Here is a 21,290-nt window from a genome sequence, read left to right on the forward strand (position 1 = left end):
GGCCGGGAGATAGCCGACGAGGGCGGCCCGGCCCGCGGCGCGGGCCTTCTCGAACGCGATGCTGCTGCTGGTCACTTCGCCTCCCCAGCGGTGCCGAGGTTGAAGTACTCCAGGGCGGTGCCCATGTCCTTGTCACCACGACCGGACAGGTTGATGAGCAGGGTCTCGCCCTGCCGTTCCTTGGCGATCTTCAGCGTGCCCGCGACGGCGTGCGCCGACTCGATGGCGGGGATGATGCCCTCGGTGCGCGCCAGGAGGGACATCGCGTCCATCGCTTCGGCGTCGGTCACCGGGAGGTACGTCGCCCGGCGGGCCTCGGCCAGCGCGGCATGCTGCGGCCCGACCCCGGGGTAGTCCAGGCCGGCGGAGATCGAGTGGGACTCGATGGTCTGGCCGTCCTCGTCCTGCAGGACGAAGGTGCGGGCGCCGTGCAGGACACCGATGGAGCCGGCGAAGATCGTCGCGGCGTGCCGCCCGGTCTCCACACCGTCTCCGCCGGCCTCGAAGCCGTAGATGTCCACGTCGGCGTCGTCGAGGAACCCGGCGAACAGGCCGATCGCGTTGGATCCGCCGCCGACACAGGCGGTGATCGCGTCGGGCAGGCGGCCCGTCAGGTCCAGGCACTGCTGGCGTGCCTCGTCGCCGATGCCGCGCACGAACGACAACACCAGGCTGGGGAACGGGTGCGGACCCGCGGCGGTGCCGAACAGGTAGGCGGTGTGGTCGACGCTGGCGACCCAGTCGCGCAGCGCCTCGTTGATCGCGTCCTTGAGGGTGCGCGAACCGCTCTTCACCGGAATCACCTCGGCGCCGAGCAGCTGCATGCGGGCGACGTTGAGCGCCTGGCGCTCGGTGTCGACCTCGCCCATGTAGACGGTGCAGTCCAGGCCGAGGTACGCGGCAGCGGTCGCCGAGGCGACGCCGTGCTGTCCGGCTCCGGTCTCCGCGATGACGCGGGTCTTGCCCATCCGCTTGGTCAGCAGGGCCTGGCCCAGGACGTTGCGGATCTTGTGCGCGCCGGTGTGGTTGAGGTCCTCGCGCTTGAGCAGGATCCGGGCGCCCGCGTGCTCGGAGAGCCGGTGGGCGTCGTACAACATGCTCGGGACACCGGCGTAGTTCGTGAGCAGGCCCTCGAACTCCGCGGTGAAGGTCGGGTCGACCATCGCCTTCTGCCAGGCGATGTCCAGCTCGTCGAGTGCTGCGATCAGTGCCTCGGGCATGAAGCGGCCGCCGAAGGCGCCCACTCCCCCGAACCAGCCGAAGTCATCGGCGCCGTACGTGCTCATCGATTCCCTGTCCTCTGCAGACCTGTCATGTCAGCGACCGCGTCACGCGGTGCGCCGTTCTTCACCAGTGCCTCGCCCACGAGCACCGCGCGGGCGCCCTCGTCGACGAACCGCTGGACGTCCTCGGGCCCGGTGATGCCGGACTCGGCAACGAGCACCCGGTCGGCCGGCACCTGCGGCGCGAGGCGCCCGAAGGTGTCGGGGTCGACGGCGAGCGTCTTGAGGTTGCGGGCGTTGACGCCGATCAGCTCGGCACCCAGGTCAACGGCCCGGGCCACCTCGATCTCGTCGTGCACCTCGACCAGCACCGTGAGCCCGAGCTCGCGGGCGTAGTCGTGGAGGCGCGACAGCGTCTCGCCCGGCAGCGACGCCACGATGAGCAGGGCGAGGTCGGCGCCGGCAGCGCGCGCCTCGAGCAGCTGGTACTCGGTGACGATGAAGTCCTTGCGCAGGATCGGGGTGTCGACCGCGGCCCGCACGGCCCGCAGGTCGGCTAGGCTGCCGTTGAACCGGCGCTGCTCGGTGAGCACGCTGATCGCGGCGGCTCCGCCGGCGGCGTACTCCAGCGCCAGCGCGGCGGGATCGGCGATCTCGGCCAGCTCGCCCTTGCTGGGGCTCTTGCGCTTGACCTCCGCGATCACGCTCGACCCGGCGCCGCGCAGGTGGGGCATCGGGTCGCGCGGCGCGTCGACATCGGCCAGGGCTGCGCGGAGGTCGGCCTCGGACACGGACGCCTGGCGGACCGCGAGGTCCTCGAGCACTCCGGCGACGATCCCGTCGAGCACCGTGGGCTGGGAAGCCTGGGGGGCCGACATGTCGCCTCCGTTAAGTCGGTGAAACCTCTGGCGACTCTCGCCAAAGGGGGTGTGTCGAGTGTGGCATGCGGCCGTTAGGGTTCCACACACCGCCCGATCCTCGGCCGTACCCCATGAAAGGCAGACACGTGAGCTACAACGAACCGCCCTACGGAACTCCCCCGCCCCCGCCCGGTGGCGGCTACGGCGGCCCCGGCCAGCCGTACGGCCAGCCTGCCTACGGTGCTGGCGGCGGCCAGCCGACCCAGACCTCGGTGCTGGCGATCATCTCGCTCGTCACCGGAATCCTCGGCGTGCTGTGCTGCAACTGGTTCGTGTTCAGCATCGCCGCCACCGTCCTCGGCTTCCTCGGCAAGAAGGAGGTCGACGAGGGCAAGAAGACCGGCAAGGGCCTCGCCCTCGCCGGCCTGATCCTCGGCATCGTCGGGATCGTCCTCGGTGTGATCATCTGGATCCTGGTCCTCGCGACCGACAGCTTCTCCGGAAGCCTCTACAGCGACTTCTGAGGTTTCCCACCACGCACGGTCACGGCGGGGTCCAGGTGAGCGCTACGGCGCGAGCCAGGACCCCGCCGTCGTGTTGCGCAGGATCGTGAAGACCACCATCGCCAGCGCCAGCGCGATGCCTGCATTGCGCAGCCAGCGGTCGGACGGGTCCCAGTAGCGGCCCGACCAACGACCCGAGGCCCAGAGCCAGAAGACGTAGCCGAGCACCGGGATCGACAGCACGAAGAGCAGGTTGCTGCTCGCCGCGTCAGCGATCCGGAGGTTGCCGAGGTCGTTGACCGCACGCAGGCCGCCGCAGCCGGGACAGTGGATCCCGACCATGGCGAGCGGGCACAGACCCCACGAACCCTGCTCGTGGGGATCGCGCAGGTGCAGCGCCAGCGCCGCGGCGGACAGGCCGCCGGCAACGAGCGAGGGCGGCACCATCCGGCGCCAGCGAGCCTGCTCGCTGGCGAGGACCGGAGGCGCCGTGAGCGTCATGCGCTCAGTGGCTCGACTCGTGCAGGCCCATCTTGACCAGCACGAAGAACAGCGGCAGGGCGGCAACCGCGATGACGGTGCCGACCCAGAACAGCGGCCAGTTCAGCGGGGTCACCGACATGCCCACGGCACCGATCGTGAAGCCCACGAGGGAAACCAGGACCGCAGTCCAGGCTGCCGGGGTGTTGCCGTGGTCGTCGGCCATGTGGAGCTCCTCGTTTTTCGGGATTGCTGGTGTTCGGGACTGCCGGTGGAACGCGACGATTCTAGGGGGTCACGAGTCGGTCGGGTCGGTGCCCTCGTCCAGTGACTTCCACAGGTCGATGTTCGTCTGCTCCTCGGGGTCACCTGTCACCGGCGCGTGGTCCGTTCCGGGGGCGTCGTAGCGGGTGCCCATCTCGGGCCAGGAACCGACGCACCGGACGGCCACGACGGCCGCGACCAGCGCCAGGAGCGCGGAGGCCAGGGCGACCCACAGCCAGGGACTGCGCTCGAGCGGCACCGTCGCGCCGCCCAGGCCGAGTCGGGTGCTGAGGTCGGCGGCTGCGTCGTCGTTCTGGACGAACCCGCCGATGACCACCACCGCGAGGATCCCTGCGGCAGCCACCGCCGCGAGGGCGGCCACGATCCGTCGTACGACGCCGCGGGTGACCAGCAGGACGCCCCAGCAGGCGAGGGCGACCAGCGCCAGCGCACCGGCCAGCGGGAACTCGACGACGCTGTCGTCCTGCCCGGTGAAGCCGACCAGCCCCGCCGTCTTGAGGAACTCGTCGGGCACGGTGAGCAGGGCGCGGTGCCCTGCCACGGCGGCGAATCCGCTGCCGGCGAGGCCGAGCAGGACGGTCGGCCCGAACGTCTTGCGCAGGTCGTGGTCAGGCACCGAGCAACCCCTCGTCGAAGCAGGTACGGGCGCCGGTGTGGCAGGCGACGCCCACCTGGTCGACCTTGAGCAGCAAGGTGTCGCCGTCGCAGTCGAGGCGCACCTCGTGCACGTGCTGCGGGTTGCCCGACGTCTCGCCCTTGACCCAGTACTCGTTGCGCGAGCGGCTCCAGTACGTCGCCCGGCCGGTCGTGAGCGTACGGTGCAGCGCCTCGTCGTCCATCCACGCCATCATCAACACCTCGCCGGTGTCGTACTGCTGCACGATCGCGGGGACCAGGCCGTCAGCAGTGCGCTTCAGGCGGCCGGCGATGGCCGGGTCGAGTACCGGGTCGGGAGAGGTCACGGCTCCATTATCGGGGTTGGCCGGAGCCGGACGACCGCACCCACGATGCGTGGAGCCGCGCGTACGGCGTACCGGGCTGTGCTGCGAGCTCGGCATGGGTCCCGTGCTGGACGATCCGGCCCCGGTCGACGACGACCACGACGTCGGCGGCCTCGGCCGTCGAGAGGCGGTGCGCGATGGTGACCGAGGTCCGTCCGCTCAGCAGTCGTTCGAGCGCCCGCCCGATCCGGGTCTCGAACTCCGGGTCGACCGAGCTGGTCGCCTCGTCGAGGACGAGGAGGTCCGGATCGGCGAGCTGGGCGCGGAGCAGGGCGACGAGCTGCCGCTCCCCCGCCGACAGGGACTCACCGCGCTGGCCGACCCGCGTCTCGACGCCGTCGGGCAGGCCGGCGAGCCAGTCGCCCAGCCCGATGGCCTCAGCGGCCTCGATGATCTCGTCGGTCGTGGCGCCGAGGCGGCCGTAACGGACGTTGGCGGCCAGCGTGTCGTCGAAGAGGAAGCCCTCCTGCGGCACCAGCACGACACTGCTGCGCAGGGCACTCTCGGCGATCCGGCGCAGGTCGATGCCGTCGAGCAGGACCTGTCCGCGCGTGGGGTCCATCAGCCGGGTCAGCAGCTTGGCGATCGTCGACTTGCCCGAACCGGTCTCCCCGACGACCGCGACACGCTGACCGGCAGGGACCACGAAGTCGATGTCGGTCAGCACCTCGGCGCCGCCCGGGTAGGAGAAGGCGACCTGCTCGAACCGGACGTCGATCGCACCCCGGGGCAGTGACTGTCCGTCGGGTCCGGCATCGACGAGGTCGGCAGGGGTGTCGAGGATGCCGATCACCCGCCGCCAGCCGGCGATCGCGTTCTGCGCATCCGTGAGGATCTGGGTGCCCATCTGGACCGGGCCCACGAAGAGCGTGACCAGGAACGCGAAGGCCAGCACCTCGCCGGCGCTGATCCCCTCGCCCCACGCGAAGCCCTGGCCCAGCCAGATGCCGACGACGAGCACCGCGGCATTGGCGAATCCGGCCGAGATGCCGCCGAGGCTGAAGGAGAACGCCGTGAAGCCCTGCGCCCGCGTGCTGGCGACCTTGTGGGCCTCGACGGCGGTGTCGATCCGCTCCTGGGTGCGGGCCTCGATCGCGTACGACTTCACGACCGTGGCGCCGACCACCGGCTCGGACACCGCCGACAGCAGCGCGCCGACCTGGCGTCGTACCGTCCCGTAGGCGGCAGCGAGCTTGCGCTGGAAGAACCGCAGGCTCAGGAACAGTGGCGCGAAGCAGAGCCACACCACCAGTGCGAGCTGCCAGCTGTAGACGATCATCACGACAGTGGCGATGAGCATCTGGCCGACACTCACCACGAACAGCAGTCCACCGAACACGAGGAACTGGCTGACCTGGTCGACGTCACTGGTCACGCGCGAGACGAGCGAGCCGCGGCGCTCGGTGTTCTGGGTGAGCAGTGGCAGGTCGTGGACGTGGCGGAACGCCTTGATCCGAAGGGTGGCCAGACCGTGCTCCGCGGTCGAGAACAGCCGGGCAGTCATCGCGTACGACGCCCAGCTGGTCACCACGATCGCGACGCCGGCGGCGAGGGCGAGCCAGGTCGTGAAGGCCGGGTCCGGACCGTCGGGCCCACGCAGTCCCTTGTCGATCGTCTGCTGGACCGCGATCGGCACGATCACCTGGCCGACAGACGCGAGCACGGCGAGGGCGAGCGTCCAGCCGATGCCCTGCTTCAGCTCCGGTGAGTGGTGGATGCCGCGACGGATGGTCGCCCAGGCGCCGATCTCCTCGCCGCTGCTGAGATGCGTCTGCTCGGGTGCGCGCTCGGTGGTGCTCATCCCACCACCTCCGCCGACTCGGTCTCGTAGGCATTGACCAGGCGGGCGTAGTCGGCATTGCGCGCGACGAGCTCGTCGTGGGTGCCCCGGTCGGCGATCGCACCGTCAGCGAGGAACAGCACCTCGTCGGCGAGACCGATGGTGGCCTTGCGGTACGCGACGACGACCAACGTCGCGTCGTCACCCCCGAGGCCGGCAAGGATGCGGGCCTCGACCTCCGGGTCGACCGCAGAGGTCGCGTCGTCCAGCACCATGAGGCGCGGACGACGGACCAGCGCGCGGGCGAGGGCCAGGCGCTGGCGCTGCCCACCCGAGAGAGTGGTGCCGCGCTCGCCCAGTCGAGCGTCGAGGCCGTCGGGCAGGGCCGCGACGAACCCGTCCGCCTGGGCGGTGCGCAGGGCCTGCCACACCTCGTCGTCGGACACGTCGAGGCCGAGCGTCACGTTGCCGCGCACGGTGTCGTCGAACAGGAACGCGGACTGCGGCACGACGGCGAGAACACTGGCCAGGCCACCCCGCTCGAAGTCGCGCAGGTCGATGCCGTCGACACGGATGGCTCCCGCGTCGACATCGACCAGGCGGGCGAACAGCGTGGTGAGGGTGCTCTTCCCGGAAGCGGTGGCTCCGACGAGGGCCACCGTCCTGCCGGGCTCGACGTCGAAGCTGATGTCTCGCAGCAGTGGGCGGTCGGGTTCGTAACCGAAGGCGGCGTGCTCGACCTCCAGCCGCGCGCCTCCGCTTGCCTGCGGGGCCGGCCGGTCGCCGTACTCCATGGCGCCGGAGGCGTTCAGCACCGCCGCGACGCGGCGGTAGCCGACGACGCTGCGCGGGAAGTCGCCCAGGAGCCAGCCGATCGACCGGATCGGGAAGGAGACCACGGTGAGCAGGTACGCGATGGTGATGACGTCGCCCGCGCCCGTCGAACCGCCGATGACGCGGTGCACCCCGATGACGAGCACGAACAGCACCGCGATGTTGGGGAGCGCGGCCAGCGTCGGGTCGAACGCCGCGCGGATGCGGCCGACACGGATGTTGGCCTCGCGCAGCTCGAACGCCTTGGCCCGGAACCGCTCGGTCTCCTCGGGCTCGCGCCCGAGCGTCTTGACGACGAGCGCGCCATCGAAGGACTCGTGGGCGATCTCGGACAGCTCGGCGCGCAGCTGCTGGGCACGGGTGGCCCAGCCCTGCGCGAGGCGCTGGTAGACGATGTTGGTGCCGATGACGAGCGGGAACACCAGCAGCCCGATGACAGCGAGCACGAGGTCGGTCAGCAGCATCTGGACGACCGCGATCACCATCATCGCGACCGTGCCGACGGCCATCGGCAGGGGCGCGATCGGGCCCCACGCAGCCTCGACGTCCGAGTTCGCGTTGGACAGCAGCTCCCCCGTCGGGTGCTTCTGGTGCCACGCGAGCGGGAGGCGAAGGTACTGGCGGGTGACGGCACGGCGACTGTGCGCCTGCATGCGGTACTGCATGATGCCGGCGCCGAGGCGGCGAGCCACGATGCCCACCGCCCGCAGGATCGCGACCCCGACGAAGAGGCCGAGCACCGCCCAGAGCAGTCCGGACCCGATCTCGCCGTCACGGAACGCCGGCAGGACGACGTGGTCGGTCGACCAACCGAGCACCCACGCGTCCGCGACCGTCAGGGCACCGAAGAGCAGGCTCCCGACCGTCGAGAGGGCGAAGATCCACGGTTCGCGCTTGATGGCGACCCACAGGACGGCGAACCCGGCCGACGTCGTACCCGCACCGCTGCTCGCCGTCGCCACCCGCTCCTGCTCCCCACCTCGTCCTGCACCTCGCAGACTGCGAGGCGCAACCAGTCACAACCCCTGGTGGGTCGGAGACTATTCCGCCGCGGGGACATGTGTGCCGCCGAGTGCTCGGATCGGTAGCGTCAAGCACGTGGACGTCGACGAGATGCAGCGGTACTGCCTGGCCAAGCCGGGCGCGTGGCCCGACAACCCGTGGGACCACGAGTTCCCCGTCATCAAGGTCGGCGAGGGCGAGCGAGCGAAGATCTTCGCGTTCCTCGGGCGCGACAGCCTCGGCGTGAAGGCCGGCGCGACCCGCGAGGTAGCCGACGAGTGGCTGCAGCGATATCCGCAGGACGCTTCCGTGATGGCCTACATCGGCCGCTCGGGCTGGAACGACCTGGTGCTCGCGGGCGCCATCCCTGACGACGAGCTCCTCGAGGCGGTCGACGAGTCCTACCGGATGGTCGTGTCGAAGCTGCCGAAGTCGCGGAGGCCCGAGGGCTGGGACGCCTGAGCACTCGCACGACGAGGCGACGATGGCTTCTAGCCGCCGCCGAGGTGCTCGACGAGCCGCACGCTCATGTGGAACGTCGAGGTCGCGCCCTGGATGACGACGAGGAAGCCGTCCGGGCCATCGCGGAAGACGTCGCGACGTTGCGGGGACCACGGGTCGGGCGGGTTGTACTCGAAGGCCGTGCGCTGGGCGGTCGCGAGGGCGTCAGCGTGGCTCGCGAACTCGGTGCTGCCGATCTGCACGATCGTGGACGGCTTCGCCTGCCCCTTGTTGGAGTACTCGATGGCGACCCGCCACGGTCCAGGCTCCGAACCGGCAACAGGCGAAGCGCCCGCGGCAGGCTCATACGTCTCGTACGTCATGGCTGCGACCCTGCCCGCTCAGCGGACGGGTACACCCGCACCGGCGAGAGCACCCTTGACGTCGCTGATCCGCAGTGTGCCGAAGTGGAAGACGGTCGCAGCGAGGACGGCGTCGGCGCCGGCCTCGACAGCAGGAGCGAAGTGCTCGACCGCACCGGCGCCACCCGAGGCGATGACGGGGATCGACACCTCGGCGCGCACGCGCCGGATCAGGTCGAGGTCGAAGCCGTCCGTGGTGCCGTCGGCGTCCATCGCGTTGAGGAGGATCTCGCCGGCACCCAGCTCGGCGGCGCGGACGGCCCACTCGATGGCGTCCAGGCCGGCTGACTTCCGGCCGCCGTGGGTCGTCACCTCGAAGCCCGAATCGGTACGTGAGTCGGCGCCGGCCAGGACGCGGCGCGCGTCGACGGAGAGCACCAGCACCTGGTTGCCGAAGCGCTGGGCGATCTCCTCGATCAGCTGCGGCCGCTGGATCGCGGCGGTGTTGACCGCGATCTTGTCGGCGCCGGCACGCAGCAGGCGGTCGACGTCCTCGACCGAGGACACTCCCCCGCCGACGGTCAGCGGGATGAAGACCTGCTCAGCGGTCGCAGAGACGATCTCCATCGTCGTGGCGCGGCCCTCGTGGGAGGCCGAGATGTCGAGGAAGGTCAGCTCGTCGGCGCCCTCGGCGTCGTACAGGCGAGCGAGCTCGACGGGGTCGCCCGCGTCGCGCAGCTCCTGGAAGTTCACGCCCTTGACCACCCGGCCGGCGTCCACGTCCAGGCACGGGATCACGCGGACGGCGAGGGTCACAGCAAGCCACCCCGGGTCAGCGCGAGCGCGTCCTCGAGGGTGAACTGGCCGGTGTAGAGCGCCGTCCCGGCGATGGCACCTTCGACACCGATCGGCACCAGCTGCATCAGGGCGGCGATGTCGTCCAGCGTCGTCACACCACCGGACGCGACCACGGGCTTGTCCGTCGCAGCGCACACGTCCTTCAACAGCTGGAGGTTCGGGCCCTGCAGCATGCCGTCCTTGTTGACGTCCGTCACCACGTAACGGGCGCAACCCTCGGCGTCGAGGCGGGCGAGCGTCTCGTAGAGGTCGCCACCCTCCTGCGTCCAGCCGCGGGCGGCCAGCGTCGTACCCCGGACGTCGAGGCCGATGGCCACGCGGTCGCCGTACGTCGCAATGGCGCGGGCGCACCACTCCGGCTGCTCGAGCGCGGCAGTCCCGATGTTGACCCGGCGACAACCCGTGGCCATGGCGGCCTCGAGCGACTCGTCGTCACGGATGCCGCCACTCATCTCGACCTTGATGTCGAGCTTGCCGACGATCTCGGCCTGCAGAGCGCGGTTGTTGCCGTGGCCGAACGCGGCGTCGAGGTCGACGAGGTGGATCCACTCGGCACCGGCCTCCTGCCACCGCAGTGCAGCCTGGATGGGATCACCGAAGGCCTTCTCCGAGCCGTCGATGCCCTGCACCAACTGGACGGCCTGGCCACCCTTGATGTCGACGGCGGGAAGCATTTCCAGGTACGGGGTCTTGGCCGTGCTCACAGTGATTCCACCCAATTTCTCAGTAGTTGTGCCCCCGCGTCCCCGGACTTCTCCGGGTGGAACTGCGTGGCGCACAGCGGTCCGTTCTCGACGGCCGCGACGAATCGGTCAGCGGCGCCGACGGGGCCGTGTTCGGCCCAGGTCACGCGCGGCTGGTGGCTGTCGGGGGTCCGGTCATTGGTGACCAGGGTCCAGTCACGTACGCCGTAGGAGTGCACGAAGTAGAAGCGCTCGTCCTCGACGCCGGCGAACAGTTTCGAGCTCGCTGGTACGTCGACGGTGTTCCAACCCATGTGGGGGACGATCGGTGCCTGCAACCGCTCGACGACACCGGGCCACTCACCGCAACCCTCGGTCTCGACACCGTGCTCGATGCCGCGAGCGAAGAGGATCTGCATGCCGACACAGATCCCGAGCACCGGGCGGCCACCGGACAGCCGCTGGCCGATGATCCGCTCGCCCCGGATGGCCCGGAGTCCGCGCATGCACGCCTCATAGGCGCCGACGCCCGGCACCAGCAACCCGTCGGCTGCGAGGGCAGCGTCCACGTCAGCAGTCAACGTGACGTCCGCGCCGGCGCGCTCGATCGCGCGCACGGCGGAACGCAGGTTGCCGGAGCCGTAATCGAGGACGACGACCGACGGTTTGCCCAGCGTCACAGAGCGCCCTTGGTGGACGGGATGCCCGTCTCCCGCGGGTCGATCGCGACGGCGTCACGGAACGCGCGCGCGAACGCCTTGAACTGGGTCTCCACGATGTGGTGCGGCTCGCGGCCGGCCAACACACGCACGTGCAGCGCGAAGTGGCCGTGGAAGGCGATCGACTCGAAGACGTGCTGGGTCAGCGAACCGAGGTAGGACACCCCGGAACCGCCGAGCGCGACGTACTGCTGGCCCTCGGGCTCGCCGGTGTGGACGCAGTACGGGCGGCCGGAGACGTCGACAACCGCGTGCACCAGGGCCTCGTCGAGCGGAACGGTCGCGTCGCCGAAGCGGCGGATGCCGGCCTTGTCGCCGAGTGCCTGGCGCAGGGCCTGGCCGAGCGCGATCGCGGTGTCCTCGACCGTGTGGTGGGCGTCGATGTGGACGTCGCCGTCGGTCTGGACGGTGAGGTCGACCAGCGCGTGCCGGGCGAACGCGGTGAGCATGTGGTCGTAGAAGCCGACGCCCGTGGAGATGTCGTGGCGGCCCGTTCCGTCGAGGTTGACCTCGACGACGACCTTCGACTCGCTCGTCTGCCGCTCGATGCGCGCACTACGACTCATGACTCCACCTTCTGGATTTTCTTGGGGGTTCGATCTTCAGCCGTGCTGCTCAGGGCCTGCTTGAACGCGTCCATCTCCGCCGGCGTCCCGACGGACACCCGGAGCCAACCGTCCGGTCCGGTCTCCCGGATCAGGACACCCTGATCCAGAAGACCCTGCCAGACAGCATGACGGTCGGCGAATCGTCCGAACAACACGAAATTCGCATCCGAGTCGGCGACGTCGTACCCCTCGGCACGCAGCCAGGTCACGAGCGCGTCGCGTTCGACGCGCAGTTCGTCTACCTTGCCGAGCAGTTCCGGTGCGTGGCGCAGCGCCGCGAGCGCAACCGCCTGGGTGACCGCCGAGAGGTGGTACGGCAGCCGCACCACCCGGATCGCGTCGCAGATCGCGGGGTCGGCCGCGAGGTACCCCAGCCGCAGTCCGGCGCCGGCGAACGCCTTGCTCATCGTCCGCGTCACCACCAGGTTCCGGTACGACGGGAGCAGCTCGAGCGCGCTCGGGACACCGGTGCGGCGGAACTCGCCGTACGCCTCGTCGACCACGACGATCCCGTCATCGCCGGCAGCCTCGCACAACGTGCGGACGGCCTCGGGCGGCAGCGCGGTGCCCGTCGGGTTGTTCGGGCTCGGCAGCAGGATCACGCTCGGTTGCTCGGTCTTGACCAGGTCACGCGCGGCGTCGAGGTCGAGGGAGAAGTCCTCGGCCCGGTGCCCGGCGACCCAGCGCGTGTTGGTGTCACGGGCGTACTCCGGATACATCGAGTACGTCGGCGCGAAGCTGACCGCGGTCCGTCCCGGTCCCCCGAAGGCCTGCAGCAGCTGCAGCATGACCTCGTTGGAGCCGTTGGCTGCCCAGACCTGCTCGGGCACGATCCCGGCGGTCGTGTCCTTGGAGAGGTACGACGCCAGCGCAGTGCGCAGGTCCACGAACTCCCGGTCGGGGTACCGGTTCAGCGTGGCCGAGGCCTCGGCGACCGATGCCGCGATGTCGGCGATGCAGAGGGCCGAGGGCCCGTACGGGTTCTCGTTGACGTTGAGCTGGACCGGCACGTCCAGCTGCGGGGCGCCGTACGGCTCGATGCCACGGAGCTCCTCACGCAGGGGCGGCCAGGTGGCCTCGCCGGTCACGACTGCATCCGGACGGTGATGGCGGCACCGTGGCCCGGAAGGTCCTCGGCCTCGGCGAGGGTCACGACGTGGTCGGCGACCTCCGCGAGGCCCTCGCGGGAGTATTCGATGACGTGCACGGACTTGGTGAAAGCGCGCACCGACAGGCCCGAGGAGTGGCAGGCGCAGCCCGCGGTCGGCAGCACGTGGTTGGAGCCGGCGCAGTAGTCGCCCAGGCTGACCGGTGCGTGCGGACCGACGAAGATCGCGCCCGCATTGCGCACGCGCGCGGCCCAGTCGGCGGCGTCCTCGGTGTGGATCTCGAGGTGCTCGGCAGCGTAGGTGTTGACGACGTCGAGGCCCTGCTCGAGGTCGCGCACCAGCACGATGCCCGACTGCTGTCCGCGCAGCGACGTCGTGATCCGGTCACTGTGCTTGGTCGCCGCCACCTGCGCGTCCAGCTCGACCTCGACCGCGGCGGCGAGCCGCTCGGAGGTCGTGACCAGCACCGAGGCCGCCAGCGGGTCGTGCTCGGCCTGGCTGATCAGGTCGGCCGCGACGAAGGCGGCGTCAGCGGTGTCGTCGGCAAGGATCGCGATCTCGGTCGGACCGGCCTCGGAGTCGATGCCGATCTGGCCCTTGAGGATGCGCTTGGCGGTGACCACCCAGATGTTGCCCGGGCCGGTGACCAGGTCGACACGGGCGCAGGAGCCGGCGCCGTACGCGAACATCGCGATCGCCTGTGCGCCGCCGACGGCGTACACCTCCTCGACCCCGAGCAGCGCACACGCAGCCAGGATCGTCGGGTGCACGGATCCGCCGAACTCGCGCTGCGGCGGGCTCGACAGGGCGATCGACTGCACGCCGGCGATCTGTGCAGGTACGACGTTCATCAGGACGCTCGACACCAGCGGGGCCAGGCCGCCGGGCACGTAGAGGCCGACCCGGCCGACGGGCACCTTGCGGTGTGTGACGCGGGCGCCCGGACCGAGGTCGGTGACGGCGTCCTGCTCGAGCTCGTTGGCGCAGGTCAGGCGGAGTCGGCGGATCGACTCCTCCAGCCCGGCCCGGATGTCGGGGTCGAGCTGCTCCAGCGCTTCCTTGAGCGCCTCCGGGGCGACCCGGATGTCCTCGACCACCACACCGTCGAACTTCTCGCCGAACTCGCGGATCGCGTCGAGGCCGCGGGTGCGGACCTCCTCACAGATCGCATGCACCGCCGGCACCGCAGCTTCGATGTCGAAGTCGGCACGGGGCACAGCTGCGCGGTAGTCGACGTTGTCGGCGACGTCACGCAGGTCGATGCGACGGATCTGGGACATGCGGCGATTCTACGGGCGCGAGCGTCCGCCCCCGGCCACGTCCCGGTGGTTGAGGCACTCCGGCACTAGTGTCGTAGGCGTGGCCGACGAGCTTCCGATGTTCCCGCTCAACGCGGTGCTGTATCCGGGAGTCAGCATGCCGCTGCACATCTTCGAGGACCGGTACCGCGCACTCGTGCACCACCTGCTGCGAATCGAGGACCCCGCCGAGCGCGTCTTCGGCACCGTCGCGATCCGCGAGGGTTACGAGGTCGGCGACCACGGAGCCCAGTCGCTGTTCCGGGTCGGCGTGCGGGTGCAGCTCACCGAGGTCGAGGCGCACGCGGACGGAACCTTCGACATCGTCGCGGTCGGCCGGGACCGGATCCAGCTCAACCGCCTGCGCACCACCGACGCGTTCCCCCTCGGCGAGGTGAGTGCGCTCCCCGAGGTGGCCTCGGAGGTCCCGGGCGACCTCGTCATGCAGGCCCGCGCCGTCTTCGCTGCCTACCGTCACGTGCTCCAGGACATCGCGACCGACCCGCTCGAGGGCAGCCTGCCACGGGACCCGGTCTTCCTCTCGTGGACCCTCGCGGCGTGCACGCCGCTCCCCCTGGCCGAGCGCCAGCAGCTGCTCGAGGCGACCGACGCGGCCGAGCGACTGGTCCTGGTCACGGACCTGCTGCGCTCGGAGCTGCGGGTGATGAACGTGATCAGGTCGCTGCCGGCGACGGAGGTCGCGCGGACTCGGTGGTCTCCGAACTGACCGCAGCCCTCGCCTGGGAGGGCGACAGGATGCTGACCATCACCACGAAGTAGCCGAGCAGCGCACCGACCGGCCAGATCAGGTACGGCGACCAACCCGCGACGTGGAGATGTCCGGGCAGCGCGTCGCCGACCTCGTGGCTCGCGACCAGGGTCGCCGGGTCGGGCGGGCTGAAGCTGGTGCCGACCAGGACCATCAGCGCAGCGCCGACCGATGCGCCGACGACGACGGCCACGAGTCCGGCGACAGCGGTCCGGCGGCACAGCACAGCGGTGACGACCCCGAGCAGCAGGGCAAGTCCGACACCCACGACGACGTACGTCGCCGTACCGCTGAAGTCACGGGCGACGCCCGGGTCGAACGGGTCGGGGTACCACTTGGCGCCGACCCGGGTGTCGTAGATCTTGCCGTCGGGCGCCGGGCCCCACCACGTCCACCACAGCCAGCCACCGAGCGGGCCGAGGGCAGCGCCGAGGGCGACCGGGATCGCCAGGACCGGCGAGACCCATTGCTTGAAGGACGTGCCCGTCAACTCAGGCACCCCGGTCCGAGGAGCTGCTTGAGGTCCGCAAAGAGGGACGGGCTGGGAGTCACCCTGAGATTGTCCCCCAGGCGCATGAGCTTGGTGGAGTCGCGGCTCAACAACTGCAGCCGCACCTCGGTCAGGCCGGGGTACGTCGCCAGGACGTCGCGCAGGGACTGGACCACCGGACCGGTGCAACGCGTCGACGGAAGGCTGATCACGACCGGCCCGTCACTGCCGCGCTCGAGGTCGGGAAGGGTGACCTCCTGGCCCCGCAGCTGGGCGGTGTCGCGCTCCTTGTCGAGCTGTCCGCGGACCCGGATGATCGCGTCGTCGGTGAGGTACGGCGCCGCCAGCCGGTAGGAGCTCGGGAACAGCAGCACGTCGATCGCACCCTCGAGGTCCTCGAGGGTCACCGTCGCCCACGGATCGCCGTTCTTGGTGATCTTGCGCTGCACCGAGGTGACCAGGCCCGCCACCGTCACGGTGGTGTTGTGCGGCCGGTCCTCGTCGGTGAGCAGCTGGCCGATGGTGCAGTCGGTGCCGTTGGAGAGCACGTGCTCGAGACCGAGCAGCGGGTGGTCGGAGACGTAGAGCCCGAGCATGTCGCGCTCGTGGCCGAGCAGGGTCATCTTGTCCCACTCGTCGAGGTCGGGGATCGCGACGGAGACGCCGAACCCGCCGTCCTCGTCGTCGTCACCCAGGCCGGCGAAGAGCGAGTCCTGCCCGATCGCCTCGTTGCGCTTGATGTCGACGTACTGGTCGACGGCCGTCTCGTGGATCGCCACCAGGGCACGGCGCTTGTGCTTCATGTCGTCGAAGGAGCCGGCGCGGATCAGCGAGTCGATGACCCGCTTGTTGCAGACCTGCGCCGGGACCTTGGACAGGAAGTCGTTGAAGTCGACGAAGCGCCCCTTCTCCTCGCGGGCCGCCACGATGCCGTCGACGACGTGCTCGCCGACGTTGCGGATCGCGCCCATGCCGAACCGGATGTCGGTGCCGACGGAGGTGAAGTTGGAGACCGACTCGTTGACGTCGGGCGGGAGCACCTGGATCTTCATCCGGCGGCACTCGTTGAGGTAGATGGCCGACTTGTCCTTGTCGACGCGGGTGCTGGTGAGCAGGGCCGCCATGTACTCGGCCGGGTAGTTGGCCTTGAGGTACGCCGTCCAGTACGAGATGACGCCGTACGCCGCCGAGTGGGCCTTGTTGAAGGCGTAGTCGGAGAACGGGAGCAGGATCTCCCACAGCGTCGAGATCGCCTTCTGGGAGTAGCCGTTGCCGAGCATGCCCGCCTGGAACCCGGCGTACTGCTTGTCGAGCTCTTCCTTCTTCTTCTTGCCCATCGCGCGACGGAGGTTGTCGGCCTGTCCGAGGCTGAAGCCGGCCAGGACCTGGGCGATCTCCATCACCTGCTCCTGGTAGACGATGAGGCCGTACGTCTCCCCCAGCACCGACTCCAGCGGCGCCTCGAGCTCCGGGTGGATCGGGTCGATCGGCTCGCGGCCGTTCTTGCGGCGGGCGTACTTGTTGTGGGAGTCCGCACCCATCGGGCCGGGGCGGTAGAGCGCGCCCACGGCCGAGATGTCGGCGAACTTGTCGGGCCGCATGGATCGCAGCAGCGCCCGCATCGGGCCACCGTCGAGCTGGAAGACGCCGAGGGTGTCACCGCGAGAGAGCAGGTCGTAGGTGTTCTGGTCGTCGAACGGAAGGTCCTCCAGGACGACGTCCTCGCCCCGGTTGCGCTTGATGTTGATCAGCGCGTCATCGAGGACGGTCAGGTTGCGCAGGCCGAGGAAGTCCATCTTGACCAGCCCGAGTGACTCGCACATCGGGTAGTCGAACTGCGTGATGATCGCGCCGTCCTGCTCGCGCTTCATGATCGGCACGATGTCGATGAGCGGCTGGCTCGACATGATCACGCCGGCCGCGTGCACGCCGGTCTGACGGATCTGGCCCTCGAGCCCCAGGCCCGTCTGGTAGATCGTGCGGACCTCGGCTTCGGACTCGTAGAGCGTGCGGAACTCGCCGCCGTCGGAGTAGCGCTTGTGGTCGGCGTTGAAGATCTCCTTCAGCGGCACGCCCTTGCCCATGATGTCGGGGGGCAGCGCCTTGGTGATCTTGTCGGAGATGGCGAAGCCGTGGTCCAGGACCCGCGCCGCGTCCTTCACGGCCTGCTTGGCCTTGATCCGGCCGAAGGTCGCGATGTAGGCGACCCGGTCGCTGCCGTACTTCTGCGAGACGTACTGGATGACCTCGACGCGCCGACGCTCGTCGAAGTCGATGTCGAAGTCGGGCATCGAGGGACGCTCGGGGTTGAGGAAGCGCTCGAAGATGAGGCCGTGCTCGAGGGGACACAGGTCGGTGATCCGCAAGGCGTACGCCGCGATCGACCCGGCACCGGAGCCACGACCCGGACCCACCCGGATGCCGTTGTCCTTGGACCACTGGATGAAGTCGGCGACCACCAGGTAGTAGCCGCAGTAGCCCTTCGATGCGACGACGCCGAGCTCCATCTCGACCCGGTCGCGCACCGCCTGGGTCAGCTTGTCGCCCGGGTAACGCGCCTCGATGCCGCGCCAGACCTCCTTGGCGAACCAGGACTCCTCGGTCTCGCCGGCCGGGATGTCGGCGGCGGCCATGTAGCCGCCGGTGGACTCGGTGAACTCCACGTTGCACCGCTCGGCGACCAGCAGCGTGTTGTCGCAGGCCTCCGGCATGGCGAAGCGATCGGCCCACAGCTCGCGCATCTCCGCGGCTGACTTGATGTAGTAGCCGCCGCCGTCGAACTTCAGCCGGTTGGGGTCGGCCAGCCGCTTGCCGGAGGACACGCAGATGAGGGCGTCGTGCGCCTCGGCATCCGCAGGGTTGTTGTAGTGCGAGTCGTTGGTGGCGATCGGCGGGATGCCGAGCTGCTTGCCCAGCCGGAGCAGGTCGTCACGCACCCGCTTCTCGATGTCGATGCCGTGGTCCATCAGCTCGAGGAAGAAGCTGTCCTTGCCGAAGATGTCCTGGAACTCCGAGGCGGAGCGGACGGCTTCGTCGTACTGCCCCAGCCGGAGGCGGGTCTGGATCTCCCCCGAGGGGCAGCCGGTGGTGGCGATCAGGCCCTTGCCGTACTCGTTGAGGAGCTCGCGGTCGGCGCGGGGCTTGTAGTAGAAGCCCTCCAGGCTGGAGCGCGAGGACAACCGGAACAGGTTGTGCATGCCCTCGGTGTTCTCGGCCCACATGGTCATGTGGGTGTAGGCGCCGCCACCGGCGACGTCGTTGCCGCCCTCTTCGCCGCCCTCGCCACCGTTGCCCTTGCCCCAGCGGACCCGGCGCCGCTCGGTGCGGTGGGTCTGCGGCGTGAGGTAGGCCTCGATGCCGATGATCGGCTTGACGCCGTACTTCTTCGCCTTGTTGTAGAAGTCGTAGGCACCGTGCAGGTTGCCGTGATCGGTCATCGCGATCGAGGTCATGCCGAGCTCGTTGACGCGCGTGAAGAGGCCGTCCAGGAGCGAGGCTCCATCGAGCATGGAGTACTCGGTGTGGACGTGCAGGTGGACGAAGTCCGATCCCCCGGAACCGACTGCCATCGGGTGTACTGACTCCTTGCGGTGTCGCTGGTGGACGGGTGGTCGGGGAAGAGGTTCAGACTACGCGACCCGACATCGTGATCATGACAGGCACCGCCGACACGATCGGCGCCACGGTCAGCCCGGCCATTCCATCCTGATGTCGGGCGCGCGCTCCTCGTTGGCGGAGCCGTCCGTGTGCTCGCGTTCGAGCAGTCCCTGCGCAGCGTAGAAGGCCCGGGCGGGCAGGTTGGAGGTGAACACCCACAACCCGAAGCCGTCCGGGTGCCGGGCCTTCACCAGGTCCAGCAGGGCCAGTCCGATGCCCTCCCGGGCGTGGTCCGGGTCGACGTACAGGTCATCGAGCCAGGTGCGCGTGAACCGGGCGTAGCCGACCACCCGGTCGCCGATCTCGGCCACCCAGATCTCGTCCACCCCGAACCGGGACGCCAGCCAGGTCCGCACGTCTGCGTCGGGATGGACCGAGGCCGGCATGGGTGCGGCCGCCCGCGCGGCGAGGTGCACGTCCGCGATCGCTGGAGCGTCGTCCGGCACCGCCGGACGCAACAGCAGGTCAGTCACTCTCGCGAATGACCTCGAGCGCGTGCGCGAGGTCGTCGGGGTACGTCGACTTGAAGGTGACGTACTCGCCACCGTCGGGGTGCTCGAAGCCGAGCTGTACGGCGTGCAACCACTGCCGGGTCAGCTTGAGTCGCTTGGCCAGCGTCGGGTCGGCACCGTAGGTGATGTCGCCGACGCAGGGGTGCTTGAGGGCGGCCATGTGCACGCGGATCTGGTGGGTGCGGCCGGTCTCGAGGTGCACCTCGAGCAAGCTGGCGAAACGGTGCGCCTCGAGGGTCTCGTAGTGGGTGACGCTGGCGCGCCCGCCCTCCAGGACCGCGAACTTGTAGTCAGCGCCCGGGTGCCGACCGATCGGGGCGTCCACGGTGCCCGCGAGCGGGTCCGCGTGCCCCTGCACGAGGGCATGGTAGGTCTTGTCGACCGTCCGGTGCCGGAACGCGTTCTTGAGGATCGAGTAGGCGTGCTCGGACTTCGCGATCACCATCACGCCGGACGTGCCGACGTCGAGGCGCTGGACGATGCCCTCGCGCTCCTTGGCGCCGGAGGTCGAGATCCGGAAGCCGGCGCCAGCGAGGTGACCGACGACCGTCGGGCCGCGCCAGCCGGGCGAGGGGTGGACCGCGACACCTACGGGCTTGTCGATCACGACGATGGCGTCATCGTCGTGAATGATCTTGATGCCCTCGACGATCTCGGGCACGACCTCCAACAGGTTCGCCTCGGCCGGGATCGACACGTCCAGGACCGAGCCGGCAAGGACTCGTTCGCTCTTGCCGCTGACTCCGGCCCCGTCGAGCCGGACGTGGTTCAGGGAGATCAGCTCGGCGGCGCGGGTCCGGGAGACGCCGAACAGCTGGGACATGGCCACGTCGATCCGTTCGCCCTCGAGCGAGTCGGGGACGGGAAGGCTGCGGTGGTCGAGATTGGTCATGCGTTCTCCTGGCGGGTGCCGTCGATGGCGATGCCACGGAGCACCTGGATCAGGATCAGGCCGACCCCGACGTTGATGCAGATGTCGGCCACGTTGAAGACCGGCCAGTTCGGCAGCATCAGGAAGTCCACGACATGGCCGCGGAACGCCCCGGGCTCCCGGAAGAGACGGTCGATGAGGTTTCCGTCGATACCGGCGAGCAACAGGCCCAGGCCGACCGCCCAGACCCGGTTCGCGACCTTGCGGCTGAGCCAGAGCACCACCGCGGTCGCCGTACAGGCCAACAGTGCGAGGGCCACGGTGAAGCGGGTACCCAGGCTGAAGGCGGCGCCCGGGTTGTAGGTCAGGTGCAGCTGCAGGAGATCGCCGACGACCTGCTTGTCGGGCTCGCCGGTCAGGTGCCGGACGGCGAGGACCTTGGTGACCTGGTCGATGGCGACCAGGACCACGGCCACCGAGAGGAACAGGAGCCAGGTGCGAGGTGCGGCGAGACGGGACGGCCGAACCGGCTGGGATCCGTCGTCGCGGTCGTCTACCGGCGTTCCTCGCGCTGCTTGCATGTCATGCACAGTGTGGCACGCGGAAACGCCATGAGCCGCATCTTCCCGATGGGGTTGCCGCACGACTCACACACCCCGTAGGTGCCGTCCTCGATGCGTGCGAGCGCCCGGTCGATCTGGGCCAGCTTCTCCCGCTCGTGGTTCAGGACCGTCAGTTCGTGGTCGCGTTCGAAGCTGGTCGCGCCCAGGTCCGCCTGGTCCTGCCCGGCGCCGTCCCCGGAGTCGCGGAGCAGGCCGGTGAGGTCGGCTTCCTGGGCCTCGAGGATCTCCGAGCTGTGGACGCGCTGCTCGTGCAGTGCGGCCATCACCTCGGCGAGCTCGGCCTTGGACCAGGCGTCCTCGTGGTCGAGGACGACCAGGGCGG

The 21,290-nt window shown here is 69.7% G+C and carries 24 protein-coding genes; 3 read left to right on the forward strand and 21 right to left on the reverse strand.

Features of this window, described 5'->3' with window-relative positions; all coding sequences use genetic code 11:
- Window positions 1-71: 71 nt before the first annotated feature.
- Entirely contained in the window at window positions 72-1,286 is a 1,215-nt protein-coding gene (trpB, locus tag ACOADB_RS14565) for a tryptophan synthase subunit beta (RefSeq protein WP_378599897.1), read from the reverse strand.
- Window positions 1,283-2,101, reverse strand: a complete 819-nt coding sequence (gene trpC / locus ACOADB_RS14570) for an indole-3-glycerol phosphate synthase TrpC (protein ID WP_378599899.1) — start codon at window positions 2,099-2,101, stop codon at window positions 1,283-1,285. The genes trpB and trpC overlap by 4 nt, the downstream gene beginning before the upstream one ends.
- Before the next feature lie 128 nt (window positions 2,102-2,229).
- Between trpC and ACOADB_RS14575 the strand changes: the two genes are divergently transcribed.
- Window positions 2,230-2,607 (forward strand): DUF4190 domain-containing protein, encoded by a 378-nt coding sequence (locus tag ACOADB_RS14575; protein WP_378599902.1) that lies wholly within the window; start codon window positions 2,230-2,232, stop codon window positions 2,605-2,607.
- 42 nt (window positions 2,608-2,649) lie between these two features.
- Here ACOADB_RS14575 and ACOADB_RS14580 read toward each other — a convergent pair whose 3' ends face one another.
- From ACOADB_RS14580 to ACOADB_RS14605, 6 genes are all read right to left on the reverse strand, one after another.
- Window positions 2,650-3,087 (reverse strand): DUF2752 domain-containing protein, encoded by a 438-nt coding sequence (locus ACOADB_RS14580; protein WP_378599904.1) that lies wholly within the window; start codon window positions 3,085-3,087, stop codon window positions 2,650-2,652.
- Window positions 3,088-3,091: 4 nt separating this feature from the next.
- On the reverse strand, window positions 3,092-3,292 hold the full coding sequence (locus tag ACOADB_RS14585; protein WP_056705935.1) for an HGxxPAAW family protein: 201 nt from the start codon (window positions 3,290-3,292) through the stop codon (window positions 3,092-3,094).
- A gap of 69 nt (window positions 3,293-3,361) precedes the next feature.
- The gene (locus ACOADB_RS14590; RefSeq protein WP_378599907.1) at window positions 3,362-3,967 is read right to left on the reverse strand and encodes a Trp biosynthesis-associated membrane protein; all 606 of its coding nucleotides are present in this window, start codon (window positions 3,965-3,967) and stop codon (window positions 3,362-3,364) included.
- Entirely contained in the window at window positions 3,960-4,313 is a 354-nt protein-coding gene (gene hisI / locus ACOADB_RS14595) for a phosphoribosyl-AMP cyclohydrolase (RefSeq protein ID WP_378599910.1), read from the reverse strand. Before hisI ends, ACOADB_RS14590 begins: the two co-directional genes overlap by 8 nt.
- 7 nt (window positions 4,314-4,320) lie before the next feature.
- A complete protein-coding gene (locus ACOADB_RS14600) occupies window positions 4,321-6,153 on the reverse strand; it encodes an ABC transporter ATP-binding protein (protein WP_378599912.1) in 1,833 nt (610 codons plus the stop codon).
- On the reverse strand, window positions 6,150-7,928 hold the full coding sequence (locus ACOADB_RS14605; protein ID WP_378599915.1) for an ABC transporter ATP-binding protein: 1,779 nt from the start codon (window positions 7,926-7,928) through the stop codon (window positions 6,150-6,152). The genes ACOADB_RS14600 and ACOADB_RS14605 overlap by 4 nt, the downstream gene beginning before the upstream one ends.
- Before the next feature lie 136 nt (window positions 7,929-8,064).
- Here ACOADB_RS14605 and ACOADB_RS14610 point away from each other — a divergent pair, with 136 nt between their 5' ends.
- Window positions 8,065-8,430: an MmcQ/YjbR family DNA-binding protein gene (locus ACOADB_RS14610; RefSeq protein WP_378599918.1), complete on the forward strand. Its 366-nt coding sequence runs from the start codon at window positions 8,065-8,067 to the stop codon at window positions 8,428-8,430.
- A gap of 29 nt (window positions 8,431-8,459) precedes the next feature.
- Here the strand turns inward: ACOADB_RS14610 and ACOADB_RS14615 are convergent, their stop codons facing one another.
- Genes ACOADB_RS14615 through hisD form a run of 7 tightly spaced genes read right to left on the reverse strand, consistent with a single transcriptional unit; the run spans window position 8,460 to window position 14,028 of the window.
- A complete protein-coding gene (locus tag ACOADB_RS14615) occupies window positions 8,460-8,792 on the reverse strand; it encodes a hypothetical protein (protein ID WP_378599921.1) in 333 nt (110 codons plus the stop codon).
- 18 nt (window positions 8,793-8,810) lie between these two features.
- The gene (gene hisF, locus ACOADB_RS14620; protein WP_378599923.1) at window positions 8,811-9,587 is read right to left on the reverse strand and encodes an imidazole glycerol phosphate synthase subunit HisF; all 777 of its coding nucleotides are present in this window, start codon (window positions 9,585-9,587) and stop codon (window positions 8,811-8,813) included.
- A complete protein-coding gene (gene priA, locus ACOADB_RS14625) occupies window positions 9,584-10,303 on the reverse strand; it encodes a bifunctional 1-(5-phosphoribosyl)-5-((5-phosphoribosylamino)methylideneamino)imidazole-4-carboxamide isomerase/phosphoribosylanthranilate isomerase PriA (protein ID WP_378599959.1) in 720 nt (239 codons plus the stop codon). Before priA ends, hisF begins: the two co-directional genes overlap by 4 nt.
- 26 nt (window positions 10,304-10,329) lie before the next feature.
- Window positions 10,330-10,986: an imidazole glycerol phosphate synthase subunit HisH gene (hisH, locus tag ACOADB_RS14630; RefSeq protein ID WP_378599965.1), complete on the reverse strand. Its 657-nt coding sequence runs from the start codon at window positions 10,984-10,986 to the stop codon at window positions 10,330-10,332.
- A 2-nt stretch (window positions 10,987-10,988) separates the two neighbouring features.
- A complete protein-coding gene (gene hisB / locus ACOADB_RS14635) occupies window positions 10,989-11,597 on the reverse strand; it encodes an imidazoleglycerol-phosphate dehydratase HisB (RefSeq protein WP_378599926.1) in 609 nt (202 codons plus the stop codon).
- Complete coding sequence (locus ACOADB_RS14640) at window positions 11,594-12,727, reverse strand: histidinol-phosphate transaminase (protein WP_378599928.1); 1,134 nt, start codon at window positions 12,725-12,727, stop codon at window positions 11,594-11,596. Before ACOADB_RS14640 ends, hisB begins: the two co-directional genes overlap by 4 nt.
- Window positions 12,724-14,028, reverse strand: coding sequence for a histidinol dehydrogenase (gene hisD / locus ACOADB_RS14645; protein ID WP_378599931.1), 1,305 nt, complete (start codon window positions 14,026-14,028; stop codon window positions 12,724-12,726). The genes ACOADB_RS14640 and hisD overlap by 4 nt, the downstream gene beginning before the upstream one ends.
- Window positions 14,029-14,107: 79 nt before the next feature.
- On the opposite strand from hisD, the gene ACOADB_RS14650 reads away from it, so the two are divergent.
- Window positions 14,108-14,773, forward strand: coding sequence for an LON peptidase substrate-binding domain-containing protein (locus ACOADB_RS14650; protein WP_378599933.1), 666 nt, complete (start codon window positions 14,108-14,110; stop codon window positions 14,771-14,773).
- Here ACOADB_RS14650 and ACOADB_RS14655 read toward each other — a convergent pair.
- The 6 genes from ACOADB_RS14655 to ACOADB_RS14680 form a co-directional block, all read right to left on the reverse strand.
- A complete protein-coding gene (locus ACOADB_RS14655) occupies window positions 14,721-15,314 on the reverse strand; it encodes a hypothetical protein (RefSeq protein WP_378599936.1) in 594 nt (197 codons plus the stop codon). The two genes, ACOADB_RS14650 and ACOADB_RS14655, sit on opposite strands and share 53 nt — an antisense overlap.
- Window positions 15,302-18,874, reverse strand: a complete 3,573-nt coding sequence (gene dnaE / locus ACOADB_RS14660) for a DNA polymerase III subunit alpha (RefSeq protein WP_378599938.1) — start codon at window positions 18,872-18,874, stop codon at window positions 15,302-15,304. Before dnaE ends, ACOADB_RS14655 begins: the two co-directional genes overlap by 13 nt.
- A 117-nt stretch (window positions 18,875-18,991) precedes the next feature.
- The gene (locus ACOADB_RS14665; RefSeq protein WP_378599941.1) at window positions 18,992-19,435 is read right to left on the reverse strand and encodes a GNAT family N-acetyltransferase; all 444 of its coding nucleotides are present in this window, start codon (window positions 19,433-19,435) and stop codon (window positions 18,992-18,994) included.
- Window positions 19,428-20,366 (reverse strand): RluA family pseudouridine synthase, encoded by a 939-nt coding sequence (locus ACOADB_RS14670; protein WP_378599943.1) that lies wholly within the window; start codon window positions 20,364-20,366, stop codon window positions 19,428-19,430. The genes ACOADB_RS14665 and ACOADB_RS14670 overlap by 8 nt, the downstream gene beginning before the upstream one ends.
- Entirely contained in the window at window positions 20,363-20,926 is a 564-nt protein-coding gene (lspA, locus tag ACOADB_RS14675; protein WP_378599946.1) for a signal peptidase II, read from the reverse strand. The genes ACOADB_RS14670 and lspA overlap by 4 nt, the downstream gene beginning before the upstream one ends.
- The gene (locus tag ACOADB_RS14680; protein ID WP_378599969.1) at window positions 20,899-21,285 is read right to left on the reverse strand and encodes a TraR/DksA family transcriptional regulator; all 387 of its coding nucleotides are present in this window, start codon (window positions 21,283-21,285) and stop codon (window positions 20,899-20,901) included. Before ACOADB_RS14680 ends, lspA begins: the two co-directional genes overlap by 28 nt.
- Between the last annotated feature and the right edge of the window lie 5 nt (window positions 21,286-21,290).

Source organism: Nocardioides sp. CPCC 206348 (assembly GCF_048654705.1).
In the GTDB taxonomy this organism is placed as follows: Bacteria; Actinomycetota; Actinomycetes; order Propionibacteriales; family Nocardioidaceae; genus Nocardioides.